Here is a 21,697-nt window from a genome sequence, read left to right as displayed (position 1 = left end):
ACCCGAAGGTAGATATACCCAAGTATCTCGAGGTTACTTGGGTATATAAAGGCAGTTTTTAGGTCAATAGACGTTAGTTTTTCGGTTTATTGATACGGGCTAGGCTGTAAGTATTAATAAACTCACCGTCTCTAAAAGAGGCATCGACCAATTCACCTTCTATTTCAAAACCGTGTTTCTTGTATAAGCCAATGGCAGCTTCGTTATCGGTGTTCACTTCGATTTGAATACGTCGAACATTGAGCCAGTTGTCGGCGAGCTCCGTTACGGTGCTGATCAACGCGTTGCCGACCCCTAAACCGTGAAACTCATCGTGCACACCGATTCCAAACGAGGCCGTGTGTGATGTTCTTGGGCGCTGGGAGTGATGAAAGCCAATGTTTCCGACCACCTTACCATCGATTTCTGCGACATAACTGTAAACACCTGTGGGCATGTTGGATAGTCGGTCGACCCACATCGCGAGAGATGGCTTAGGGAGTTGCAGGGTTTCACGTTGTGCTTTCGGTTGTGAATAGATTTCGACTAGTGCAGCAGCGTCTTCAACAGTGGTTGGACGTACGATGATTTCCATGCTTCTCTCCTTTGGTTTATTGGAATTAATTTCAATCTAACCAGAGAAATGCGGTTTGAATAGTATTTTTTTAGCTTTAGGCACCAAACTACTTTTAATTTAGTATGTTACGTATTTCTAATTTTAAGTTTTCATAGTGGATTATCATTGAAAATACCAATGAGAGTGATTTTGTGTTGAATTTTTATACTGAGTAACTCTCATTTTATGGAGAATAATGGTGAACTTTGAAATAACGAAATAAAGCCATTTTCACTAAAGTGTGAAGTCGGTATCTGCAACGAGTTGATTTTAATCAAGAGACACTTGAGTTACCTCTTATGGGGTATGGGGAGCACACCTTTTTAGCGCTATTTATGCTTAACTTATTTAAGAGCAATTAGAGCGTGTTTGAGGAAAATAATAATGAAATCCTCTCAATCAAAAACCTCGCAAAGTCGACGTCGATTCTTGCGTGACACTGCCCGTACCGCCGCTGGTGTAGGTGCGGCAGCGTGTGTTCTTGGTTTGCAGTCTTTGCAGAGCCAAGCACGCGAAACTAAAGGTGTGCCTATTCGTCCGCCTGGCGCTTTGCCAGAAGGTGATTTTGAGTCTGCCTGTATTCGTTGTGGGCTGTGTGTTCAGGCGTGCCCTTATGACACTTTGAAGCTTGCGAGTCTGCTATCCCCAGTTGCAACTGGTTCACCGTACTTCACTGCGCGCGATATTCCTTGCGAAATGTGTGAAGACATCCCTTGTGTCGTGGCTTGTCCTAGCGGTGCGTTGGATCATGATCTTACCGATATAGACGATGCGAGAATGGGGACGGCTGTGCTGATCGACCACGAGACCTGTCTGAACTGGCAAGGTTTGCGTTGCGACGTTTGTTACCGTGTCTGCCCGCTAATTGATGAAGCGATAACGCTGGAGAACATTCGTAATGATAGAACGGGCTATCACGCGAAACTGATCCCGACCGTCAATTCTGATGTGTGTACGGGTTGTGGCAAATGCGAACAAGCTTGTGTGCTTGATGTGGCTGCGATCAAAGTGGTGCCAACGGATCTAGCGAAAGGTAAGGTTGGTAGCCACTACAATTTTGGCTGGCAAGAAATCGACAAGCCGCTTGAAAATGTCTTACCAGCAGATAATCCAGTGCCAAGTGGTGCGCTTGAGTCGCTCAAAGGAGGTCAATAATGGCCAAGAACTTAGCGCAAGATGCTGGCAAAGAAGCCATCGAAAAACTGGGCTGGTGGCGTGCGCATCGTTTTCTCATTCTACGTCGATTATGCCAACTGACCATCATTGTTCTGTTTATGGCAGGGCCAACATGGGGCATTCTGCAAGGCAATTTGTCTTCCAGTATGCTGCTTAATACGGTGCCATTAAGCGATCCTCTGATTGTATTACAGTCTCTCGCCACAGGTCATATTCCAGAGTTTAACGCTTTCCTAGGTGTAGCGATTGTGTTGGTGTTTTACGCGATTCTTGCTCCGCGCGCTTTTTGTGCTTGGGTATGCCCACTCAATATCGTGACGGATTTTGCTGCGTGGCTGCGCAGAAAACTCAATCTCAAAGCGAGTTATCGTTGGTCGCCAAATATTCGCTATTGGTTAATTCCTGCATTGATGTTTGGCAGCGCGATTTCGGGCTCAGTGCTTTGGACTTGGTTAGACCCAGTAGCGGCATTGCATCGAGGCCTAGTGTTTGGCATGGGAGCAGGTTGGGTACTTATTTTGCTGGTGTTTGTTCTCGATTTATTGCTCGTAGAACATGGTTGGTGCGGACACTTGTGTCCACTGGGAGCAACGTACAGCGTGATTGGTAGCAAGAGTTTAATGCGAGTCACTGCCGTGCGCCGAGAAGACTGTACTAAGTGCATGGATTGTTTTTATGTTTGCCCCGAGCCGGAGATTTTGCGTCAACCATTAAAAGAAGGCGACCGTCGCGTGATGGATCAAACCTGCATGAGTTGCGGGCGTTGTTTAGATGTTTGTCCTGAAAAGGTGTTTGAGTTCCAGAATCGACTGAATGTGAAGAACATTGAGTAACAAAACAAAGAGTAAGAGAACAAAGAGCGAGTTTAGCTGGTAGGCAGTCTAGTTTTGCTTAATTTTACGATGCCATCAAAATATTATTGAGCTTAATTAAGATTCATCACTGTTATAGAAATAGCGTATTCTTTTTTATTAACCACCCTTGTATCTGGGTGGTTTTTTTTGACTGTTATGACGTGAATGAAAGACTCTATTGTTATGAAAAGCCTCTTAGTTCCTCTTGTTTTACTTGGCGCTGGTTGTGTTAACCAAGCTCAACCCACTGGTCGTGAAGTTGACATCATCGTTGTTGCTCCTATGAAGTCTCAAGTCAGAGTCACTTATCAAGAGCACAATCTATTGAATACCGTTTACCTTAGTGGCGAAGCATGCCGCTTTGATATTGGGCCTACGACCATTAAAGGCGAGGGGGCTTCGGTTGAGCTAAAACCAAATGGCCAGTGTCGATAAACACTGGCCATTTTAGGAAGGAATGGAAGGTGGGCGCTTAGTCCGACTTTTCGTCTTTGATAAGACCTTTTCTTTCTAGTCGCTTCTTAGGGTTAACGCGATGGTCGACGCCTAGCGCTTCTTTCGTAGTATCCGCGATCGTCTCATCAAGCGTACAACGGTTACCTACAACCTTCGTTACACCTTTAGCCAGCTTCTTAGGGCTACATTTTGGGTCGATAGGGCCAGCGTTTGCGACCACAGGAAGCAGTGACAATAACATCACTGAAAATGCGTATTTCATCTCATGAATCCTAATCTCTCAATTCGGTGCTTAATTTAGCATCGGTACTAAAAAGGGTTTAGGCATTCCCAAGATTGTTCATCATCCAGATGACTATAGACGTTTAGATAGGAACAGAAAGTTGAAAGCCCTCTCTCTTCCGTGAGAAAAGGGCTTTCGATGAGGCTTTACCTCATTATCACTAGGCGTGCGGTCTGCTTGTTTAATGGAGCAGGTAGTCCATGCTGACTAGCTGACGCCAAAGCATCGAACTGCCGACCACAACCCACAAAATGGTCTTCGCGATTTTAGCGTTTCGCATGGGTATTCTCGATTATCAAAGATGAAATATTGATTGAGCCGTTTATTGGCTGATGTTCAGATGATACCTCAATGAATACTAGCCGAAGTTATCACCTTTAAAAGATATAGGACTGGAATGCCTACACACTGCATTTTTTGAAAAAAAAGCCCACCCTAGGAGTGGGTGGGAAAGGCTTATGTGGAGTCACAAACTGCTACTAGCTGGAGTCGGGACAATAAGTAGCAAATCGAGTTCAACAATATCGTGTTGGTTACGGTTGCAAAAGGCATCTTGAATAAAGGGTATTTTAACGATGCTCACCACGAAGGCATTTCACTTGTTCATGGGGTATTTATGATATTGGGTTGTACCCAACATGACGAATTGAAGGTGATTTTTACCAATATTATCAGCGTCTTATTTGTAAGGGTGGGTTGGGTTAACACCAAGTTTTGATACTGACTTGTCGCTGACAAAGTGATACCGCTCCAAATCATTTATGCAGCGGTTTTTCATCGAGGCATCAGTATGTCTTAAGCTGAGTGAAAAAGGTTATTGCTCACTTTGTTGTGCGGCTTTCAAGCGGTTCTTTTCAATATTAATGATGCCTGGATTACCGACACGCACTATTTGGAGTAGATGCTTAATCCACATAGGAAGCGAAGGGGAAAGACGATAATGGATCCATAAGCCATGGCGTGTATCTTTTAAGAATGTCGTGTCTCGTAGCAATGCTAAGTGACGAGAGACTTTTGGCTGGCTTTCGTTCAAAGCGTTTTTGAGATCGGTGACGGTTAAGTCTTGTTCATCTTCTAGCAGCATCAATATTTTGAGTCGCAACGGATCGCTCATCAGTTTAAAGAAACTACTTGGATCCACTTGTGTACGGTTTTCTTCACTGTTTACTAGTAGAAATAGACTGATGCGCTCGATCAATTCTTTGGCCGTATTTTGGAACGGTTCTGTGCCTTCGAGTGGTTTTGGATCGACTAGGTTCCAATGTAATTGGTCGATGTTTTGTTCGAAGATCACGCATTCATCTTTGGCGTTATCGCACAATGTAACCACAAAGTCATAAGACTTGTTCGCAACGTCGGCATAATCCTTCGAATGCAGTGACTCGCCAGAAATTGAATGTGCATCTAATACTTCAAACACCCTTGGGTCTACTTCGCTAGGGTGAACACCTGCACTATCAGCATGAAAGAGCGTGCCCGCCATATGGTTAAATATCGCTTCAGCAAGTTGAGATCGTGCGGAATTACCAGTGCAAAGAAACAGGACTTGTTTTTTCATAATATCGAGACAAAAAGTGTGGCTGATGCCGAAAAGAAAGACGAATGGCAATAGTATAACTCTGCACGCGTTCAACAAGAAGCTCACAACCTTTTATCTCCAGGCATAAGCTTCAATTGTTGCCGACGAAAACGGGTTTGTTTCAAAGGAAGAGGATGTAAAGAAATGTTTAAAAGTAGCAAGATTGCAATCTTAGTAGTGAGTATTTTAAATGGAATTTGTCGCTAAGTTTAGGATAATGTTACGAAAGTTGCTAGGTAAATAATTTATAAGGATATTGCGATTTTGTTACATTTGGCGGTATGATGGCGGCTTCATATTCTAAGGACTCATCATGAATACGCCACATAAAAGCTGGAGAACGCCACAGAACTTTCTTCTGCTGATTTCCATTATTGTTCCTATTGCCTTCTCCACTTGGATGGCGCTACTGAACAACTTCGTTATCGAAAAAGCCAACTTTGATGGCGCAGATATCGGCTTACTGCAAAGTGTGCGTGAGATTCCCGGTTTTCTTGCTTTCACTGTTGTCTTTGTTTTGCTGTTTATCCGCGAGCAACGTTTTATGTTGGTCTCGCTCGCTATGCTGACACTGGGCACGGCAATCACAGGTTACTTCCCATCTTTGTTTGGACTTCTTTTTACAACCTTGTTGATGTCGACTGGTTTTCATTACTTTGAAACGTTGAAGCAATCCCTTTCTTTGCAATGGCTAACCAAAGAAGAAGCACCAGAAATGTTAGGCAAGTTTATATCGGTTGGTGCACTAGCGTCTTTGATTACTTATGGTGCGATTTGGATTCTGCTTGAGCAGCTCAAATTAGAATTCAAAACGGTTTACTTGCTGGCGGGCGGTATCGGTTTTGTATTGATTCTGGTGATGGCGTTTGCGTTCCCTGAATTCAAAACGGAAGTTCCACAAAACAAAAAGTTGGTGCTGCGTAAGCGCTACTGGCTTTATTATGCATTGACCTTTATGAGTGGTGCTCGCCGTCAAATCTTCACGGTCTTCGCTGGTTTCTTGATGGTGGAGAAGTTTGGCTATTCGGCTGCGGACATCACACTGCTTTTCTTAATCAACTACTTGTTCAACTTCCTGTTTGCTAAACGTATTGGCCGCTTTATCGGAGCCGTTGGTGAGCGCAAAGCATTGATGTTTGAATATGTGGGACTGATTTTTGTCTTCGTCGGTTACGGTTTAGTGCAAACTGCGGAGTGGGCGGCAGCATTGTACGTGATTGACCATTTGTTCTTTGCACTGGCACTTGCAATCAAAACTTACTTCCAGAAGATAGCCGATCCGGCGGACATGGCATCAACCGCTGGTGTAGCGTTTACCATCAACCACATTGCAGCGGTCGTGATTCCGGTAACCTTTGGTGTGATTTGGTTGGTTTCGCCTTCAAGCGTGTTTTACATTGGCGCAGTTATGGCCGCAGTGAGCTTGTTACTGTCCTTGAATATCCCAGCTAAGCCGGAAGAGGGTAACGAAACTCGTGTGTTGAGATGGAACTAAGTTAGTACTTACTACTCAATAACTTACCGAGAAATTGGGTTATAAAAATGGGATGCAGAGGCATCCCATTTTTGTATTCGGTTTTCAACGTGAGACTGGTTCGTTTAGAACGGATACCAAAACAGTTGAGTGTCTATAACGCGTTTGCTAATCGCAGCGGTGATAATCACGACGATGCCTGCCATACACACCATATCGGCTTTGGTCAGCGGCTTTAGGCTGTACCAAGTACGAGACGAATGACGACCAAAACCACGCAATGTCATCGCGTTAGAGATTTGGTCAGCGCGATCTAGGCTAGAGAAAATCAGCGGACCTAAGATCTTAGAAACGTTCTTCATACGGGTAAAGAACGGCGCTTTCTTACTCAGTTCAACACCACGAGCTTGTTGAGCGTGCATGATGTTCACGAAGTCTTTCTTCACTTCTGGCAAGTAACGCAAGGTCAAACTGACGGCATAAGCGATTTTGTAAGGCACACCCATGCGGTTCAAACTTGCTGCAAACTCAGTAGGATGCGTGGTAAATACAAACACCAAGGCAATTGGGAACATACTGAAGTACTTCAGTGTCACGGTGACCAGATAGAACAAGGTCTCTTGGGTGAGTGAGTAATTACCCGGTAACGACAACAATACTGTTGTTGAGCCCATGTATTCACTGCCTTGTTGCGGCGCTAATGCAAACATAAACAGCGCATTAATCAACAAAACACTGCCTGTACCGATCAGTAAAGGCTTGTACACATGGAAAGGTACCTTGGTCATTTTTAGCAAACCAAGACCTACAACGATCAGTAGAGTAATGATGCGCAAATCAAAGGTTGTAAGTACCACCGTTACCCATGCAATGAACATCAAAAACTTGGTGATGCCATTGAGTTTGTGCAGTGGCGATTGGGTATCGATGTAGTTGATACCAAACTTCATCTTGTTGTCTTTCATGCCACTACTGTCTCAATGTTTTTAGCATCATTATTTTGTGAATCTTGAGCTTTTGAAGCTTGGATATCGGCGTTGTTTTCACGTTCTCGACGCGCTTTTTCAACGTCAATAAAGTGCTGCATAAAGTCGTTCGTGTTCTCAATACCTAACTCAGTAGCCAGTTCATACAAGCTAGTTGTCGCCAAGTTCGCTTGGTCTAACAGTGCTGGGGAACTAAACACTTCGATCATTGGTGCGTCGGCAATCAACTTGCTATCAGCAATCACGATGGAACGAGTGGTGTATTCCAAGACCAAGTGCATGTCGTGCGAGATGATCATCACCGTAATGCCAAGTTCACGATTAAGCTTCTCGATAAAGCTCAGCATTGATGTGTAGTTACGGTAATCTTGTCCAGCAGTAGGCTCGTCCAGAATCAAAAGCTCAGGCTCTAGGGCAAGAATCGATGCAATTGTCACACGCTTCTTCTGACCGTAGCTTAATGCCTCAATTGGCCAATGGCGGTACTTGCTCAAACCACACAGTTCAAGGACTTCCAATACCTTCGCTTCGACTTGTTTCTCTTCAACGCCACGGTTACGCAGGCCAAAAGCCACTTCGTCGAAAATCATGTGATGCGAAATCATATGATTTGGGTTTTGCATTACCACGCCAACCTTTTGACTGCGCTCAAAAATGCTTAGTTCATTGAGGTCCTGACCATTCAAGATCATCGAGCCGTTATCTGGTTCAATCACGCCCATCACAAGCTTAGTGATGGTGGATTTCCCAGAGCCGTTTTTACCCAATACCGATAAAAACTCACCGCGTTTGACATCAAAACTGACCCCTTCAAGCGCGTTCTTTTCGCCATCGTATGAGTAAGTAAGATCACGAACTTCTAGAAGCGTATCGTTTGGGGTTGCAACCTCTGCTACTTGTGAGGCTTCAAACCATGCGCTGACGGTGGATTGGTATTGCGCCAATGGCAATGTGCTTAAGCTCGATGGCTTTGCATCGCCTTCAATCGCGCAGCCTGCTTCTTTCAAAGCAGAAAGATAAAGAGGCTCACGGATACCGTATTCTTCAAGAAGCGGGGACGCTAAGATCTCATCTGGTGTGGTATCTGCGATGATTTCACCACTTTCCATCAGAATAATGCGGTCAACAGAGCGATGCAGCACATCCTCAAGACGGTGCTCGATAATGATGATGGTTTTGCCCGTTTCGCGGTGCAGATCATCGATAATCTCGATGGTCTTCTTACCCGTCTTTGGATCAAGGGCAGCAAGTGGTTCGTCAAACAACAAGATGTCGACGTCATCGACTAAAATACCCGCCAAAGAAACGCGCTGTTTCTGACCGCCTGATAAATCGTGAGGGGAGCGATCTAACATCTGTTCCAAATCGACCATTTTGGCCGTCGCTTTGACCAATGGGTACATGTCGATGTTAGACATCAATTGGTTTTCCAACGCGAATGCGATGTCTTCACCAATACTCAAACCAACAAATTGGCTGTCCGTATCTTGCAGTACGGTACCAACTTTTTCGGTGAATTGGTGCATGTCAAAAGGGGCAGTGTCTTGACCATTGATGGTCAGCTGGCCACTGGTTTCCCCTTTAATCGCATGTGGGATCAGTCCGTTAAGACATTGGCCAAGGGTAGATTTACCACTACCACTTGGACCGATAATGACGATTTTCTCTCCTTTCTCTATCCTTAGATTGATATTTTTTAGCGTCGGTTTGTCCAGCGACTCATATCTAAAAGAGAAGTTAGAAAATTCGATTGTCATTCGACATTAAGCCTCTGTTAAGTTGCGGCTTTGCTTGTTACGTTTTGCGACAGACTTAAGAATGAAGAAGCCAACAATAGCAATAAGAATGGTGTTACCCAGTGCGATGATCGACAGCTGTGTAAATACCTTAGTGAACGGTTCTGCATACAAGATGGTGTCTAGGAAGGCTGAGCAGCCGTAACCAAATACGTTACCCAATAGAGCAAGCACCACGAACAACGCGAAATCTTTCATATTGAAGTCCCCTGTCTCTAAGCGATTACGTGTTAGAGAAGGGAAAAGACCGATGATCAAACCGACAATACCTGAACCAAGTACCCAAGTTAGCCATACGCCCCAGCCTGCAAATAGGTCAGTAACCCAGTGGCCAATGAAGCCAACCAAGAAGCCTACAAGAGGGCCGAATAACACTGAGAACAATGCCAATACCGCCATTGCTGGTTTCAGCGTCGTGTTTGCAAACACAGGAATGCCAAACATTGGCAAACCGCCGATGCCGTATAGCGCAGCACCGATTGCAATAACCACTACGGTTTTAGCAGAAAGATTCATAGATAACCTCAGTTCAATTGTCGATTTTAAAGAACGTTCACTTGCTTTGTTTTTATAGCGCTGATTGTGTAACAAAGTTTGGAAACAACCAAGCTGCTTATTGTTTGCTCTATCTTTCTTCAAGAAATGTGTGATTGGATTCACGCATCCTTTTGACTGGCTTAGTTTTACAGCAAGCATCAAAAATAAGGCGCGCATTATACAGAATATTGATAAAAGTGGGAATGCTATCTGTCTGGATGGCTAGAATGCAACCAGGGGCTAACTGTCAGCCCCTGATTACACTTTTTAGTACGATTTTTGTTCGTTAAATTAATGATCTAGGTATAGGTAGTTTTGCCAGCTCTTCATTCGGATAAGTACTTTACGCATGATAGAAACGTGGGTGAAACTGTCCGAGTAAACTGCGACTTCTACGGCTGTACCTAGTGGTAGATGATATTCAGTTAGATCGTCAGTGATTTGAAGCGTTACAAATACACGTCCGCTTGTACGGAGGGCCTCTGTACCAAGTAGCGCACCACGAGCTTGGAATTGGCTTTCACCGATTGCCGGCAGTACTTCAATCACTTTGCCTTTGAATACACTACCAGGTAGTGCACGGAACATGAATTCCGCTTCAAATCCGGGTTCTAAACGTTGCAAAGAGTTTTGGCGGAAAGCGGCTGTGTACAGTTTTTGCTCGGTATGCACAAAAGTCATCACCGGTGCTAGCGGTAAAGGCACCGCCATCACTCCCGGGCGCAAAGCAAGCTGCGTTACATAGCCTTCGGTTGGGGCTCTAACAACGGTCTGATCAAGATTGAATTCAGCCTGGCGAAGTTCTGCTAGCAATGAGGCAACTTGCGTATTCTCTCCACCAACTTCCGAGTCAAGTGCGATTTGTGCTTGTTCTCGTTTAGATTGCGACACCTCTAGTGCTGCTTGGGCGGCTTTAAACGCTTGTCGACGAGTATCCAGTTGTTGCTCAGTGAACGCGCCACGATCAAAACCACGTTGATAACGGTCGAATTCGCGTTGCGCTTTATCACGCTCTGCAAGGGCTTTGATGACCGCAGCTTCTGCTTCTTGAACGCCCGACTCTAACCCCAATGCACCTTGGCTTGCTTCTTTCACTTTCGCGCGTAGCTTATCGACCTCTGCTTGGAACGGAATCGGGTCGATACGGAAAAGAACATCGCCTTTTTGCAACGGTTGGTTTGCTTGAACAGGTACTTCAATCACTCGACCACGGACACCTGATACCACCGGTGTGGTTGAGAATACTTGGTTACCAATCTGTGTGAATGGGTGGTTGTAGTTCATCAGTAAGATAAGTGTACCGACCAACACTACGCCACCGAGTACAGCCGTTGGTACTGTCCACTTATTCAATGGGATATTGAAGATTTTAAAAATCGCGATACATAGCGCTGCGTAAGTCAGAACCAGTAGTAAATCCATTATTGTTCCTCCTTACCTTGTTCTTTTTGAACTGAAACGCTTGATACAGGTTGTTTACCTTTCAGCGTTGAGACTTCTTTTTTCAATTCGTTGACTTCATCAATTAGCTCTTCAAGTCGATGATGTATATCATGTGTTTCTTGTTCGAGCTGCTTAAAGCCCCAGCCACGTTCTTTACGCCACAAGGTTGCCCAAATCCACAGAAACGGCCAAAGTGCATGTAATGTGAAAAGGCTAACCCAGCCTGCATAATGAATCGCATCTTGGTGAGGATGCTCGCGCTCTTTCGCTATTTCATAAGGAATATCGTGAATCACAATGATTCCGTAGAAGATAACCAAAGCAACGAAAATGAGTAACCCAAGTGCAAAATAGTCTAGAAACATCTTACTTCCCTGTGCTTGTTGCCAAATAGAAAAACTTACGTAAATTAACTGTTTAAGTATTTGATAGAACAATAAGTGAATCAAGTTATTTATAATTTGATTCACTGTTATTGAGAGATACGGCATGCAATACGAAGGAGTAAGCAGTGCAATATTCTGGTGAGATCGCGGCCATTGGCGCTGCGATAGTATGGGCTTTGGCCACTTGGATATATAGCCAATTTAGCCACCGCTTTTCGGCGATGCAGCTGAACATTGTGAAAGGCATCATTGCATCAATGATGATGCTGGTGGTGATGCCATTACTGCCGCAAGGTTTACCTACCCAGATCGAGCCTCTGCATCTGGCGGTGTTGGCGGTGTCTGGGGTGATTGGTATTGCGATTGGTGATTCTGCCTATTTCGCCGCGCTCAAGCGCATTGGGCCAAACAAAACCTTACTGTTGGAATCTCTAGCTCCGCCGTTGTCTGGTGTGCTTGCGTTGGTTTTTTTAGGTTCGGAGTTAACCTTGCAGAGTTGGCTGGGTGTGGTGGTTACCACCGCAGCGGTGACTTTTGTTGTGTTCCAGCCTTCTTCTTCCGGTGAGGCGACAAATTGGAGTGGCATTGGTTTTGGTTTATTGGCCAGTGTCTGCCAAGCTTCAGGTGTGGTGATTTCTCACTATGCCCTCGTCGCGGGTGATTTGCCGCCGCTCTTAGGCGCATTGATTCGATTGAGCATTGGTGTGCTTGCCGTGTGTCTTGTGATTAAGGTTGTCGAACCTGAACCATTTAAAGGGATTAAACGGCACATCACAACAATGGGGAATAAAGCCATGGGTTGGCTATTGCTGGCGATTTTCGTTGGGACTTTCCTAGCGTTATGGTTACAGCAAGTTGCATTGAAATACGCCAATCCAGCGATTGCACAAACTCTCATTGCAACCAGTCCGTTGTTTATCTTGGTGATCTATGCTGTGCGCGGGGAAAAGGTGGGTGTGAAAAGTGTCATGGGAACCTTGATGGCGTTGGGCGGTATTTCGCTTTTCTTCCTGTAATATTGTTGATTGAATCCAAAGAAAACGCCCCAGTTGATGCTGGGGCGTTTTTTATTGATTGCTTTAAAGCTCCGTACACACTTGGTTCCGGCCGTTGGCCTTGGCTCGGTACAGGGCTTTGTCAGCGCGATAGAAGGTACGTTGTGTGTTCTCACCTTCACGATGAAGTGTGATACCGATGGAAACGGTCAAGCCACGCTCACCTAATATTTCATGCCAACCAAACTGATAGATACGTTCGCGATAGTTTTCTGCGTGCATCTCTGCACGGGCAAGTTCTGTATTTTCCAGAATCACCAAAAATTCTTCACCGCCAAAGCGAACGCAAGATGACCCTCGGAATTTAAAGTAGCCAGACAGCTCTTTTGATACGTTCTGAATTGCTTTATCACCGACTAAATGACTCAGTTCATCGTTAATTGATTTGAAATGGTCAATATCAATCACCATCAGTGCAAATGACGTGTCATGCAACAACAAGTCTTTCAGCTTCACTTCTAACCAACGGCGGTTGTGCAGCGAAGTGAGTGGGTCGGTAAATACATCCTGCTGTAGCTGCGCTACGGTATTTTTGTGTTGTTTAGTGGTTTCTTTCAGCTCTTTGTTTTCAATCTCAGAAAGAATCAATTTAAGCTGCAACTCAAAGCGAGTGAGGCGACGTAATTGGGCTGCACCTAGCTCACCGATTGGGATATGTTTGATGAGGTCGGATTCAACACGGAATGCTTTTTTCTCGTAGTTGAGAGCTTCTTTAAATTGGCCTTGAGAAGAGCACACTTGACTCATTGCATTGTAAAAGCGATTGGCGATCAGTGGAGAGGAATACTCATTAATGCGCTTGCCTGTCGAGGATAAAAGCAGGTTTGCCAGAGATTGGTGTCCGATTTCGTTCAAGCAGTAAGCCGTTTCGATTTTCACCATGGTCGATAGCCATTGAGTGTGCTGCTTACCTGTCGAGTATTGAATATGTGAAATCGCAATCAGGGCTTGGTTGCACTCGTTTTGTAGACGCAATAACTTAGCACGGTATAAATGAATTTGGCTGGTGAGGTTTTTGTCACTCACCAAAATACTCAACTCTTCACATTCGCTAAGTAAGTCAGTTGCTGAACCAATGCGCTGTATACTGATATAGCAAGCTAACATGTAAAGCTTGTAACGCAACCTAAGCGAACGACTGCCAATAGCATGGTCTATAGCATCAATCTTTTGGTAGTAGCGTAGCGCCTTGTTATGGTCACCATAAGCGTCACACAAGTTGCCCATGCCAATAATGGCAAGTACGTATTCGTCGATATAACCGTATTCCACCGCAATGTTGGTGGAAGCTATGTATTCCGTTAACGCTGCGTTGTAATCGCCCTTTTCAACCAGACGATCGCTCAGGCTCGCTTTGACGGATAGAATGTCTTCGACATCCTCAGGCAATTTGAGTAAGTCTAAAGCTTGTCGAAGCTCTTCAATGCTGGTACTCAGCTGTTTGATTTTGCTGCGATATTCTGCGCTGATGATGTGGCAATGGGCTTTTTCACGATTTGTTGACGCGATATGAAAGCGGATATGTTCCCAAAGGTTCAGCGCTTCTTCGCCAGTAACAGAAGAAGGGTCCATGCCTGCATCGGTCACTTTACTAAGCAGTTGTTCCATTCTTCATTACCTCAATGTGGCTTTCTTCCAATTGCTCCAATGTGAACGGGAAGGTCAGGATATCTTGCAGATAGAGGGTCGGTTTAGCTCCGGCTAAGCCACGTCGTTTCCAAGGGTAAATGTCTAACATGGCACAAACCGTGCGGTACAAGTCTTCTGCCGCTTGATCTTTCTCTGCGATCAACATAGCTAAGCGATCGCTGCTCAAACGAGAGATCAAGTCACTGGATGTCGTTAATGAGTGAACGAGCTCAGTACACACATCAAGGAAAGCTGGCTCAGTATGGCGGATCATAATGATCGCGTGGTTTGATTGCTTAAGCTCTGTTTTGAATAGAACCAGTTGCTCCCACCAATAGGTTTCGGATACAACGTTGGAGAACTGTTTTTCTGGATCGTATTCATGCTGGGCACGAATACGGTTAATGAGCTTTCTCGCGCGTTGCTCTAACTGACGTTTAGATCCTCGCGCTTTATCCATACTTACTCGATGCGTCTGCTCCTTGAGCATTTTAAGCGCATGTTTGCGATATTTTTGGAAGGCTTGGAAAGCGCCTTCATAATCGCCTTGTTCTTCTGCGACGCGCGATTGCTGAAAGCAGATTTGGCTGAGCAGTTCACCATTATCAAAGCTCAGGGCGGACTGCTCTGCAGATTGCAGTAAGGAGGCGGCGTTTTCGGTATTCTTGCGCAGCAATTCGAGTCGGGCTCGGCTGATGAAGGAGTGCGCCTTCATCCAAGTTAGGTCTTGTTCAATCGCGAGTTGATGTGCTTTCTGAGTCGCCTCTTCTGCTGCATCGAGACGTTCTAATCCCAGTAATGCCAATCCCTTAAAATCCCAAATTTCAGCTTGCCATGTGTTGTCGTCATGATCACGAAGTACCTCGGTAGCGCCATCTAGCACCGTCAGCATTTCAACGAAGTTATTCAGCAGATAATAATCCCATGCGAGTAGGATTCGAGCTTTGCCTTCTAACCATGCAATACGGACGTTGTTTGCCACTTTGACGGCTAATTCGTGTGTGGATGCGGCTAGTTTGTGTTCGTTGGTGATGCGCCAAACGTTACCAAGTCCGATAAGGGCCTCGATTTGGATTTCAATGTCATCAACCAATGCGGATTGTTCTAACGCATTTATCCAGTACTGTTGGGCGGAGTAGTATTTAGCTTGTCCCCAGTATTGCAAGGCGAAGAGGTGAAGGATTTCAGGTAAATGATCGTCGGTGTCGAGTTGAATTTGAAGGCTGTAGGCGTCTTTGACGAGTTTGAGCCCGTGTCGGTAGTCCATGCTACACCAACAGGCATGTGCCATGATGATCAATGCTCGAATTTCGCCATCAACAAATAGGATTTGCTCCGCACGAATTCTGCATTGTTCGGCGATTCGAAATGCGCGTTCCGGATCAGATTTTATCTGGCCATCGAGGGCGTTTAGCTCTGCTTCTAGCTGAATTTGGCTTTTATCCAACGTTCACATCCATGACTATCGAACTGGAATTTACACCTAAATATTATGTGGTTAGATGCGACTATCATTTCAGGTGTAGGAAGAATGCTACACCAATAAGGTATTGGGTACCGTAATATATACCGTGGTCAGCATCTATTTACCACATTTAAATGAGTAAAGTGTTAAATAGTCACGACAGCAGTTGTTTGATCGTCAGAGGTGCGTCCGTTACTTTCAGCCTCTGAGCGGCGGTAAGCCCTTGCTTATCTTGATAGCACAAATTATGCCAAGCTCTGAATATATCTAAAAGAGGTAATATGCCAGCAGGTCGTAATTTGCGACGTGGCTCGTTGATGAAGCTCTCAAACAGAAGCTGAAAACGATTTTGATAGAATTGAATGTGGCGTGTTGTCGCAACATTGAACCATGACTCAGGTTCGTTATTGTCGCCAGCTAAGTAACAAATGCCTTTGTTTGCTTCGTATTGACGTGAAATCGCCCAACGATCTCGCCACCAACTCATGTAAGCAATGTCTACTTTGCCAAATGGCGCAGTCATATCCCAGTTTGCATCTTCTTCAACGTACATCAAGTCAACGTTTTTCTCTTGAATACGAGATAAACAAACGCTCAACGCGGCAGAGCGGAGCAGGGGATCTTGAGGCATGTAAATAGAAACCCGTTTCTCTGGGCAGCACATATCCAATACATGTAGGTAGTGAGCGTAAGAGGTGTAAGGCGGGCGAATCAAAGCACCTTTTGACGGGTAATGGAAAACAGAAAGGTTGCCCAGTGGGTCCTCTACGTTACCACGCGCCAAAATGGTTTGGTACTTCTGGTCGATACGCTCGCGAAGTTTCTTCGAAGGTTCGCCGGGTGCTTCACTTGCTTCTGCGGTGTATTCCTGTGATACAAAACGTGACACTTCATCGTAAGGGTTATGATCCAGTGCTGCGACCGGCTCATCATTAGAAGAATAGTTCACATGCTGACATAGAATATAGCCAGAGTGTGCTTCACCAGAAGCGATCCAGTATACGCCGTTGTTGCTATGTGGTTGCAGGGAAACATAGTTCGACGCCAACTCATAGTGCTCGGCATGGTTTACCCAGCGAGCATCGATCGTTGCCAGTTTGCGGCGGCAGCGGCTAGCAATATGATCAACATGATCGTAAAAGGTTTTTGGATTAATGCTGAGTTTACGGCAGATCTCGCGAACGGAATAACCGGTAAACAACAAGCCCATCAAGTTCTCTTGGAACTGAAGCTTTTTATTGGCACCAGACCATTTATCGACAAAGGTACTTTGACACACTTTGCAGCGGTAACGTTGGCGGTCGCCACTGTAACCGAAAGCGTGATAGAGGTGTTTATGAGTATGGACAGAAAGCCCAAAGTTATCGCAGTCATCGTTGCGACAAGCAGGTAACCCGTCACTGTGGACGTGACGCAGACGATGAAGTTCGTTCACTACATCGCGGTTATTAAGTAAGGGGGGGAAAGCTCCACACTCACGGCATACCATCGCCGGACGTTTAGGGTTAGCATGTTGCAAAACGTATCGCTTCGCATCACTCAATCCAAAGTTGTCACACGCCAATGTTTTACAAAAGTTGAGTTGTAACCCATCTGCGTCCCTTGGCAGTTCGCCGTTAGACACAATCGCCCCCTCGGGATAATTCTTGCAGCCGGTCAGGCCCCGGCTGCTATTTACTACTTAGGTGTTTCTTAGATGTTGATTGCTGTTTCTAGAGCAACTTTCATCATGTCGTTGAACGACTTTTGACGCTCTTCAGAGCTTAGTTTTTCACCACGGATGATGTGGTCAGAAACTGTTAGGATAGTTAGAGCTTTCGCGCCTAGGTCAGCAGCAACGCCGTAGATACCAGCCGCTTCCATGTCTACACCTAGGATGCCTAGTTTTTCCATTTTCTCGAACAGGTCTGCTTCTGGTGTGTAGAACAGGTCTGCAGAGAATACGTTACCAACTTTAACCGGTACTTCTTGAGTACGTGCTTGGTTAACCGCTTCTTCTAGAAGACCGTAGTCAGCGATTGCAGCGAAGTCGTGGTTGTTGAAACGGATACGGTTAACTTTTGAGTCTGTAGATGCACCCATACCGATAACAACGTCCATTAGTTTCACGTCGTCACGTACTGCACCACAGCTACCTACACGGATAACGTTTTTCACGCCGTACTCAGCGATTAGTTCGTGTACGTAGATACAGCAAGATGGGATACCCATACCGTGGCCCATTACAGAAACTTTCTTGCCTTTGTAAGTGCCAGTAAAGCCGAACATGTTGCGAACGTCACAAACTTGTTTCACATCTTCTAGGAACGTTTCTGCGATGTATTTAGCGCGCAACGGGTCGCCTGGCATTAGAACTGTTTCAGCGAAATCACCTGGTTGTGCGTTAATGTGTGGGGTTGCCATAAGTGCTCTCCAAAGTTTTGTTCAGGTAAAACGCATCAATTATAGAATGCTATTACCAATTCTGTTGAACTTGTTCGTTTTCGTTGAGGCCATAATATCGGGACAGGGTAAGGGGACTTGAGAGTTAAGTCACAAAACGGTCGGTTTTAGTGTTTAAATATTCTGTTGATAACTAAATCTGTTGAAAGCAAAAAGGCAATCGATTTGCTTTTGAGCAGTTTGTCGATTGCGCGCACAAATTCTTCCTTTCTTCGCCAAAATTTTTTCTGAAATTGTGCTGATCGAATTCCCATATAAGTGAGTAAAACGGTTAAATTGTACAATTTATTTTCTTGTACAATCTGGAAAGGCTTGCTATAAGTTATACAACAAAACATTTTGTATAGGGATGCGTCATCATGGAATCGTCAATCAAAGTAGGTATCAGCTCTTGTGTGTTAGGTGAACGTGTACGTTTCGACTCTGGGCACAAAATCAGCAACTTCGTTACTAAAGAATTAGATGGGTACTTCAGCTTCGTGCCTGTATGCCCGGAAGTCGGTGTTGGCATGACAGTGCCTCGCCCAACCATTCGTCTAGTGAGCAACGAAGAGCGTATTGCTTTGGTCGAAACAAAGAATCCTGAAAACGACCATACCGATAAAATGCTGACGTACTCAGAAAACAAAGTGAACGAGCTCCAAGGGGAACAGCTGTGTGGCTACATCGTATGTGCTAAGTCTCCAACTTGTGGCATGGAACGAGTGAAGGTTTACAGCAAGAACAGTGCTGCGAAAGAAGGCATTGGCTTGTACACCAAAACTTTGATGGAAAAAATGCCGTGGTTACCGGTAGAAGAAGACGGCCGCCTTAACGACCCAGTATTAAAAGAAAACTTCATTACGCGCATTTACTGTTTGAACGACTTCTATGAATCCATGGGTGGAGAACCAACACGCGGTAAAATCATCGCTTTTCACTCTCGTTACAAACTGACGTTGATGGCACACCACCCAGAATCCTACCGCTCTCTGGGTAGGTTGGTGGCAGATGTCGCGAGCTATGAGATTGACGACTTCTTTAACGAGTATCGTTTGGGCTTAATGAAAGCGCTGCAAAACCGAGCGAGTCGCAAGAACAACACCAATGTTCTGATGCACCTACAAGGTTACTTCAAGCGTTCATTAACTGGTAAAGAAAGAGAAGAACTCGCGACAGTCATCAGTGATTACCGCACAGGATTGTTACCATTACTTGCCCCGTTAACGCTTATTAAGCATTATCTCAACACATACCCAGATGAGTATTTGCAAGAGCAAAAATATCTAGAACCATACCCGCAGGAGATGAGATTACGTTATGGATTGTAGCCAAGAAGAAAAACTCTACGCCATTCGAGATGTATCTGAGTTAACGGGTGTTAAGCCCGTTACACTCAGAGCTTGGCAAAGACGCTACAACTTGATCCAACCTCAACGAACCGAAAAGGGTCATCGTTTATACCGCCAACAAGATCTAGATACGATTAAAGAGATACAAGGTTGGTTGTCGAAAGGGGTTGCCATTGGCAAAGTAAAAGGTCTGCTTGGACAAGAAGAAAATGCTGATATTGCTGTTAGTGTGCAGCCTTTAGAAGAAGTGGAATCTTTGCTCAAAGCTCTTGCCGAACTAAACCGTGGTAAAACGGAGAAGCTTCTAACCAACGTTTTGAAAGAGTACCCATTAACTATTGTCATCGATTCGCTGATCACGCCGGTGGTGGAAGCTCTTGAACTCGTGAAGGTCTCACTACGCTCACTTCAGTCGGGCCTCTTTCAAACTTGCTTAATTACACGCCTTGCAATGGTTGTTGAGTCTGAAAACAAAGCCTCTTCGAAAGGCAAATGTCTGCTTATTAGTTTCGAGCAAGCTCGAGAATTTGAAAGCTGGGTACAAGCGGCAAGATTATGCGAGCAAGGCTTCCATATTAGTTTGATAGACAAAGTCGAAGATGTTTCGGGTCTTATCGATCATGATGTAGTGGCTCTATACCAAAAACTTCATTTCTTCTCAAACAAGGCCCTGCCAATTAAGCAAGTAGAAGCGTTATCCACGCTGAAAACGCAATGCCCTGAGCAAGTTCAGTTCTCTGAAGTTATTGAGAAGTTGCATTTTGCTAACTAGCTTACCCTCGTAAGGAGACGACATGATTCTGGTTTGGTTTCGACGAGACCTTAGAACGTTAGATCACACTGCATTGAAGGCCGCCCTTGATACTGGGCACCCTGTGGTCGCTTGCTATGTTGCAACGCCAGAGCAATGGAAAACGCACCATATGGCACCAATGCAAGCAGACCTCATTGCGAGACGTTTAATGCATCTCGAAGAAGAGCTTGCTGATCTTAATATCCCGCTTCTGTATAAAGAAGTGCATGAATTTACCGACGTGACTGAGGTCATCAAGAGCTGGGCATTATCGTTGAGCGTGAAAAGTGTCATGGCGAATATTCATTATGAGGTCAACGAGCAAGCTTTAGATAGAGACGTAGCGAGAGTTCTGGCTGAAAGCGAAGTTACGTTTGAAGCTTTCCACGACAAATGTGTTCATGCACCAACCACGGTGTTAAACAAGCAGGGGCAGTATTTCAAAGTCTTCACACCATTTAAACGTGCATGGTTGTTGAAATTCCAACTGCCAATGGTGTTCAAGCCACAACCGCAAGCCGAGCTGCCTAAACACGTGCTCCAAGAGGTTGAAGCCTATCGCTATCATGCTGATGTGCCTTTTTCTTATCCGCGCGAGTCCAGTGAACGTTGGCATGCCTCAACCACAGACATTGTCCAGCAACTGAGAGAGTTCGCCCGTGAGCGCAGCAATGCATATCAATCTGAGCGAGATCTGCCTGCGGTTGATGGCACGAGTCAGTTATCTCCCTATCTTGCAATTGGCGCGCTGTCACCAAGACAATGTATCGCAAGGCTTTATGCAGAAAACCAAATTCCTGATCTCACTGAAGGGAAGGCCACTTGGTTAAGTGAAATTATCTGGCGAGAGTTTTACCAACACCTATTGGTGTTTGAACCAAAGCTTGTTAGAGGAAAGGGCTTCATTCCATGGGAAGAGAAGATCCAATGGTCTTATGATGAGCAAGCTTTCGAACGCTGGAAAACAGGCACAACAGGGTACCCTATTGTTGATGCTGCTATGCGCCAACTGAACACGACTGGTTGGATGCACAATCGTCTGCGCATGATTGTCGCGAGCTTTCTGACCAAGGATTTGCATATCGACTGGCGTTGGGGGGAAGCGTACTTCATGAGTAAGCTGGTGGATGGTGATTTCGCGGCAAACAATGGTGGCTGGCAATGGTCAGCGTCAACGGGGTGTGACGGCCAACCTTATTTCCGTATATTTAACCCGACAAGCCAAGGCGAAAAGTTTGATTCCGATGGGATCTTTGTTCGCCATTGGGTACCGGAAATAAAAGAGGTACCGAATAAATTCATTCATAGCCCTTGGTTATGGAGCGGCTTTAATTTACTGGATTATCACAAGCCGATGGTTGATCACAAGGTAGAAAGAGAGATAACCTTACGGCTCTTTAAAAACGCCAAGGAATAG

At 45.1% G+C, this 21,697-nt stretch carries 20 protein-coding genes; 8 read left to right on the top strand and 12 right to left on the bottom strand.

The window, feature by feature from the left end; all coding sequences use genetic code 11:
- Positions 1–73: 73 nt before the first annotated feature.
- Complete coding sequence (locus VJL_RS05630; protein WP_038876343.1) at positions 74–574, bottom strand: GNAT family N-acetyltransferase; 501 nt, start codon at positions 572–574, stop codon at positions 74–76.
- A 405-nt stretch (positions 575–979) separates the two neighbouring features.
- Here VJL_RS05630 and napG point away from each other — a divergent pair, with 405 nt between their 5' ends.
- The 3 genes from napG (at position 980) to VJL_RS05615 (ending at position 3,060) form a co-directional block, all read left to right on the top strand.
- Entirely contained in the window at positions 980–1,750 is a 771-nt protein-coding gene (gene napG, locus VJL_RS05625; protein WP_038876341.1) for a ferredoxin-type protein NapG, read from the top strand.
- Complete coding sequence (napH, locus tag VJL_RS05620; protein ID WP_038876339.1) at positions 1,750–2,604, top strand: quinol dehydrogenase ferredoxin subunit NapH; 855 nt, start codon at positions 1,750–1,752, stop codon at positions 2,602–2,604. Before napG ends, napH begins: the two co-directional genes overlap by 1 nt.
- Before the next feature lie 204 nt (positions 2,605–2,808).
- Positions 2,809–3,060: a hypothetical protein gene (locus tag VJL_RS05615; protein ID WP_038876536.1), complete on the top strand. Its 252-nt coding sequence runs from the start codon at positions 2,809–2,811 to the stop codon at positions 3,058–3,060.
- 37 nt (positions 3,061–3,097) lie between these two features.
- Here the strand turns inward: VJL_RS05615 and VJL_RS05610 are convergent, their stop codons facing one another.
- Both VJL_RS05610 and VJL_RS05605 read right to left on the bottom strand, forming a co-directional pair.
- Positions 3,098–3,343: a hypothetical protein gene (locus VJL_RS05610; RefSeq protein ID WP_038876337.1), complete on the bottom strand. Its 246-nt coding sequence runs from the start codon at positions 3,341–3,343 to the stop codon at positions 3,098–3,100.
- 835 nt (positions 3,344–4,178) lie between these two features.
- Positions 4,179–4,925, bottom strand: a complete 747-nt coding sequence (locus VJL_RS05605; protein ID WP_038876533.1) for a metalloregulator ArsR/SmtB family transcription factor — start codon at positions 4,923–4,925, stop codon at positions 4,179–4,181.
- Positions 4,926–5,256: 331 nt separating this feature from the next.
- On the opposite strand from VJL_RS05605, the gene VJL_RS05600 reads away from it, so the two are divergent.
- The gene (locus tag VJL_RS05600) at positions 5,257–6,438 is read left to right on the top strand and encodes an MFS transporter (protein WP_038876335.1); all 1,182 of its coding nucleotides are present in this window, start codon (positions 5,257–5,259) and stop codon (positions 6,436–6,438) included.
- A 104-nt stretch (positions 6,439–6,542) separates the two neighbouring features.
- On the opposite strand, the gene VJL_RS05595 is transcribed toward VJL_RS05600, so the two are convergent.
- From VJL_RS05595 to VJL_RS05575, 5 genes are all read right to left on the bottom strand, one after another.
- Entirely contained in the window at positions 6,543–7,382 is an 840-nt protein-coding gene (locus VJL_RS05595) for an energy-coupling factor transporter transmembrane component T family protein (RefSeq protein ID WP_038876333.1), read from the bottom strand.
- Entirely contained in the window at positions 7,379–9,160 is a 1,782-nt protein-coding gene (locus VJL_RS05590; protein ID WP_038876331.1) for an ABC transporter ATP-binding protein, read from the bottom strand. The genes VJL_RS05595 and VJL_RS05590 overlap by 4 nt, the downstream gene beginning before the upstream one ends.
- A 6-nt stretch (positions 9,161–9,166) precedes the next feature.
- Complete coding sequence (locus VJL_RS05585; protein WP_038868496.1) at positions 9,167–9,715, bottom strand: ECF-type riboflavin transporter substrate-binding protein; 549 nt, start codon at positions 9,713–9,715, stop codon at positions 9,167–9,169.
- Positions 9,716–10,027: 312 nt separating this feature from the next.
- The gene (locus VJL_RS05580) at positions 10,028–11,158 is read right to left on the bottom strand and encodes an HlyD family secretion protein (protein ID WP_038868468.1); all 1,131 of its coding nucleotides are present in this window, start codon (positions 11,156–11,158) and stop codon (positions 10,028–10,030) included.
- Complete coding sequence (locus VJL_RS05575; RefSeq protein ID WP_038868469.1) at positions 11,158–11,544, bottom strand: DUF3302 domain-containing protein; 387 nt, start codon at positions 11,542–11,544, stop codon at positions 11,158–11,160. The genes VJL_RS05580 and VJL_RS05575 overlap by 1 nt, the downstream gene beginning before the upstream one ends.
- 146 nt (positions 11,545–11,690) lie before the next feature.
- Between VJL_RS05575 and VJL_RS05570 the strand changes: the two genes are divergently transcribed.
- Positions 11,691–12,581 (top strand): DMT family transporter, encoded by an 891-nt coding sequence (locus VJL_RS05570; RefSeq protein ID WP_038876329.1) that lies wholly within the window; start codon positions 11,691–11,693, stop codon positions 12,579–12,581.
- 63 nt (positions 12,582–12,644) lie between these two features.
- On the opposite strand, the gene VJL_RS05565 is transcribed toward VJL_RS05570, so the two are convergent.
- From VJL_RS05565 to deoD, 4 genes are all read right to left on the bottom strand, one after another.
- Positions 12,645–14,228, bottom strand: a complete 1,584-nt coding sequence (locus VJL_RS05565) for a GGDEF domain-containing protein (RefSeq protein ID WP_038876327.1) — start codon at positions 14,226–14,228, stop codon at positions 12,645–12,647.
- The gene (locus tag VJL_RS05560; RefSeq protein ID WP_038868473.1) at positions 14,212–15,696 is read right to left on the bottom strand and encodes a tetratricopeptide repeat protein; all 1,485 of its coding nucleotides are present in this window, start codon (positions 15,694–15,696) and stop codon (positions 14,212–14,214) included. Before VJL_RS05560 ends, VJL_RS05565 begins: the two co-directional genes overlap by 17 nt.
- Before the next feature lie 172 nt (positions 15,697–15,868).
- A complete protein-coding gene (locus VJL_RS05555; RefSeq protein WP_038876325.1) occupies positions 15,869–17,338 on the bottom strand; it encodes a lactate dehydrogenase in 1,470 nt (489 codons plus the stop codon).
- Positions 17,339–17,406: 68 nt separating this feature from the next.
- Positions 17,407–18,117: a purine-nucleoside phosphorylase gene (deoD, locus tag VJL_RS05550; protein ID WP_038876322.1), complete on the bottom strand. Its 711-nt coding sequence runs from the start codon at positions 18,115–18,117 to the stop codon at positions 17,407–17,409.
- Positions 18,118–18,515: 398 nt separating this feature from the next.
- Here deoD and VJL_RS05545 point away from each other — a divergent pair, with 398 nt between their 5' ends.
- From VJL_RS05545 to phrB, 3 genes are read left to right on the top strand one after another with little or no spacing between them, the layout of a single operon-like run.
- Positions 18,516–19,466 (top strand): YbgA family protein, encoded by a 951-nt coding sequence (locus VJL_RS05545; protein WP_038876320.1) that lies wholly within the window; start codon positions 18,516–18,518, stop codon positions 19,464–19,466.
- Positions 19,456–20,259 carry a MerR family transcriptional regulator gene (locus VJL_RS05540; protein ID WP_038876318.1) on the top strand — a complete coding sequence of 268 codons (804 nt, stop codon included), beginning with the start codon at positions 19,456–19,458 and terminating at the stop codon, positions 20,257–20,259. Before VJL_RS05545 ends, VJL_RS05540 begins: the two co-directional genes overlap by 11 nt.
- A gap of 22 nt (positions 20,260–20,281) precedes the next feature.
- The gene (gene phrB / locus VJL_RS05535; protein ID WP_038876317.1) at positions 20,282–21,697 is read left to right on the top strand and encodes a deoxyribodipyrimidine photo-lyase; all 1,416 of its coding nucleotides are present in this window, start codon (positions 20,282–20,284) and stop codon (positions 21,695–21,697) included.

Origin of the sequence: Vibrio jasicida CAIM 1864 = LMG 25398 (assembly GCF_000400365.1) — a bacterium.
Lineage (GTDB): Bacteria > Pseudomonadota > Gammaproteobacteria > Enterobacterales > Vibrionaceae > Vibrio > Vibrio jasicida.
Note: the sequence above shows the minus strand (reverse complement) of the source record. Positions and strands in the feature narration are given on the sequence as shown.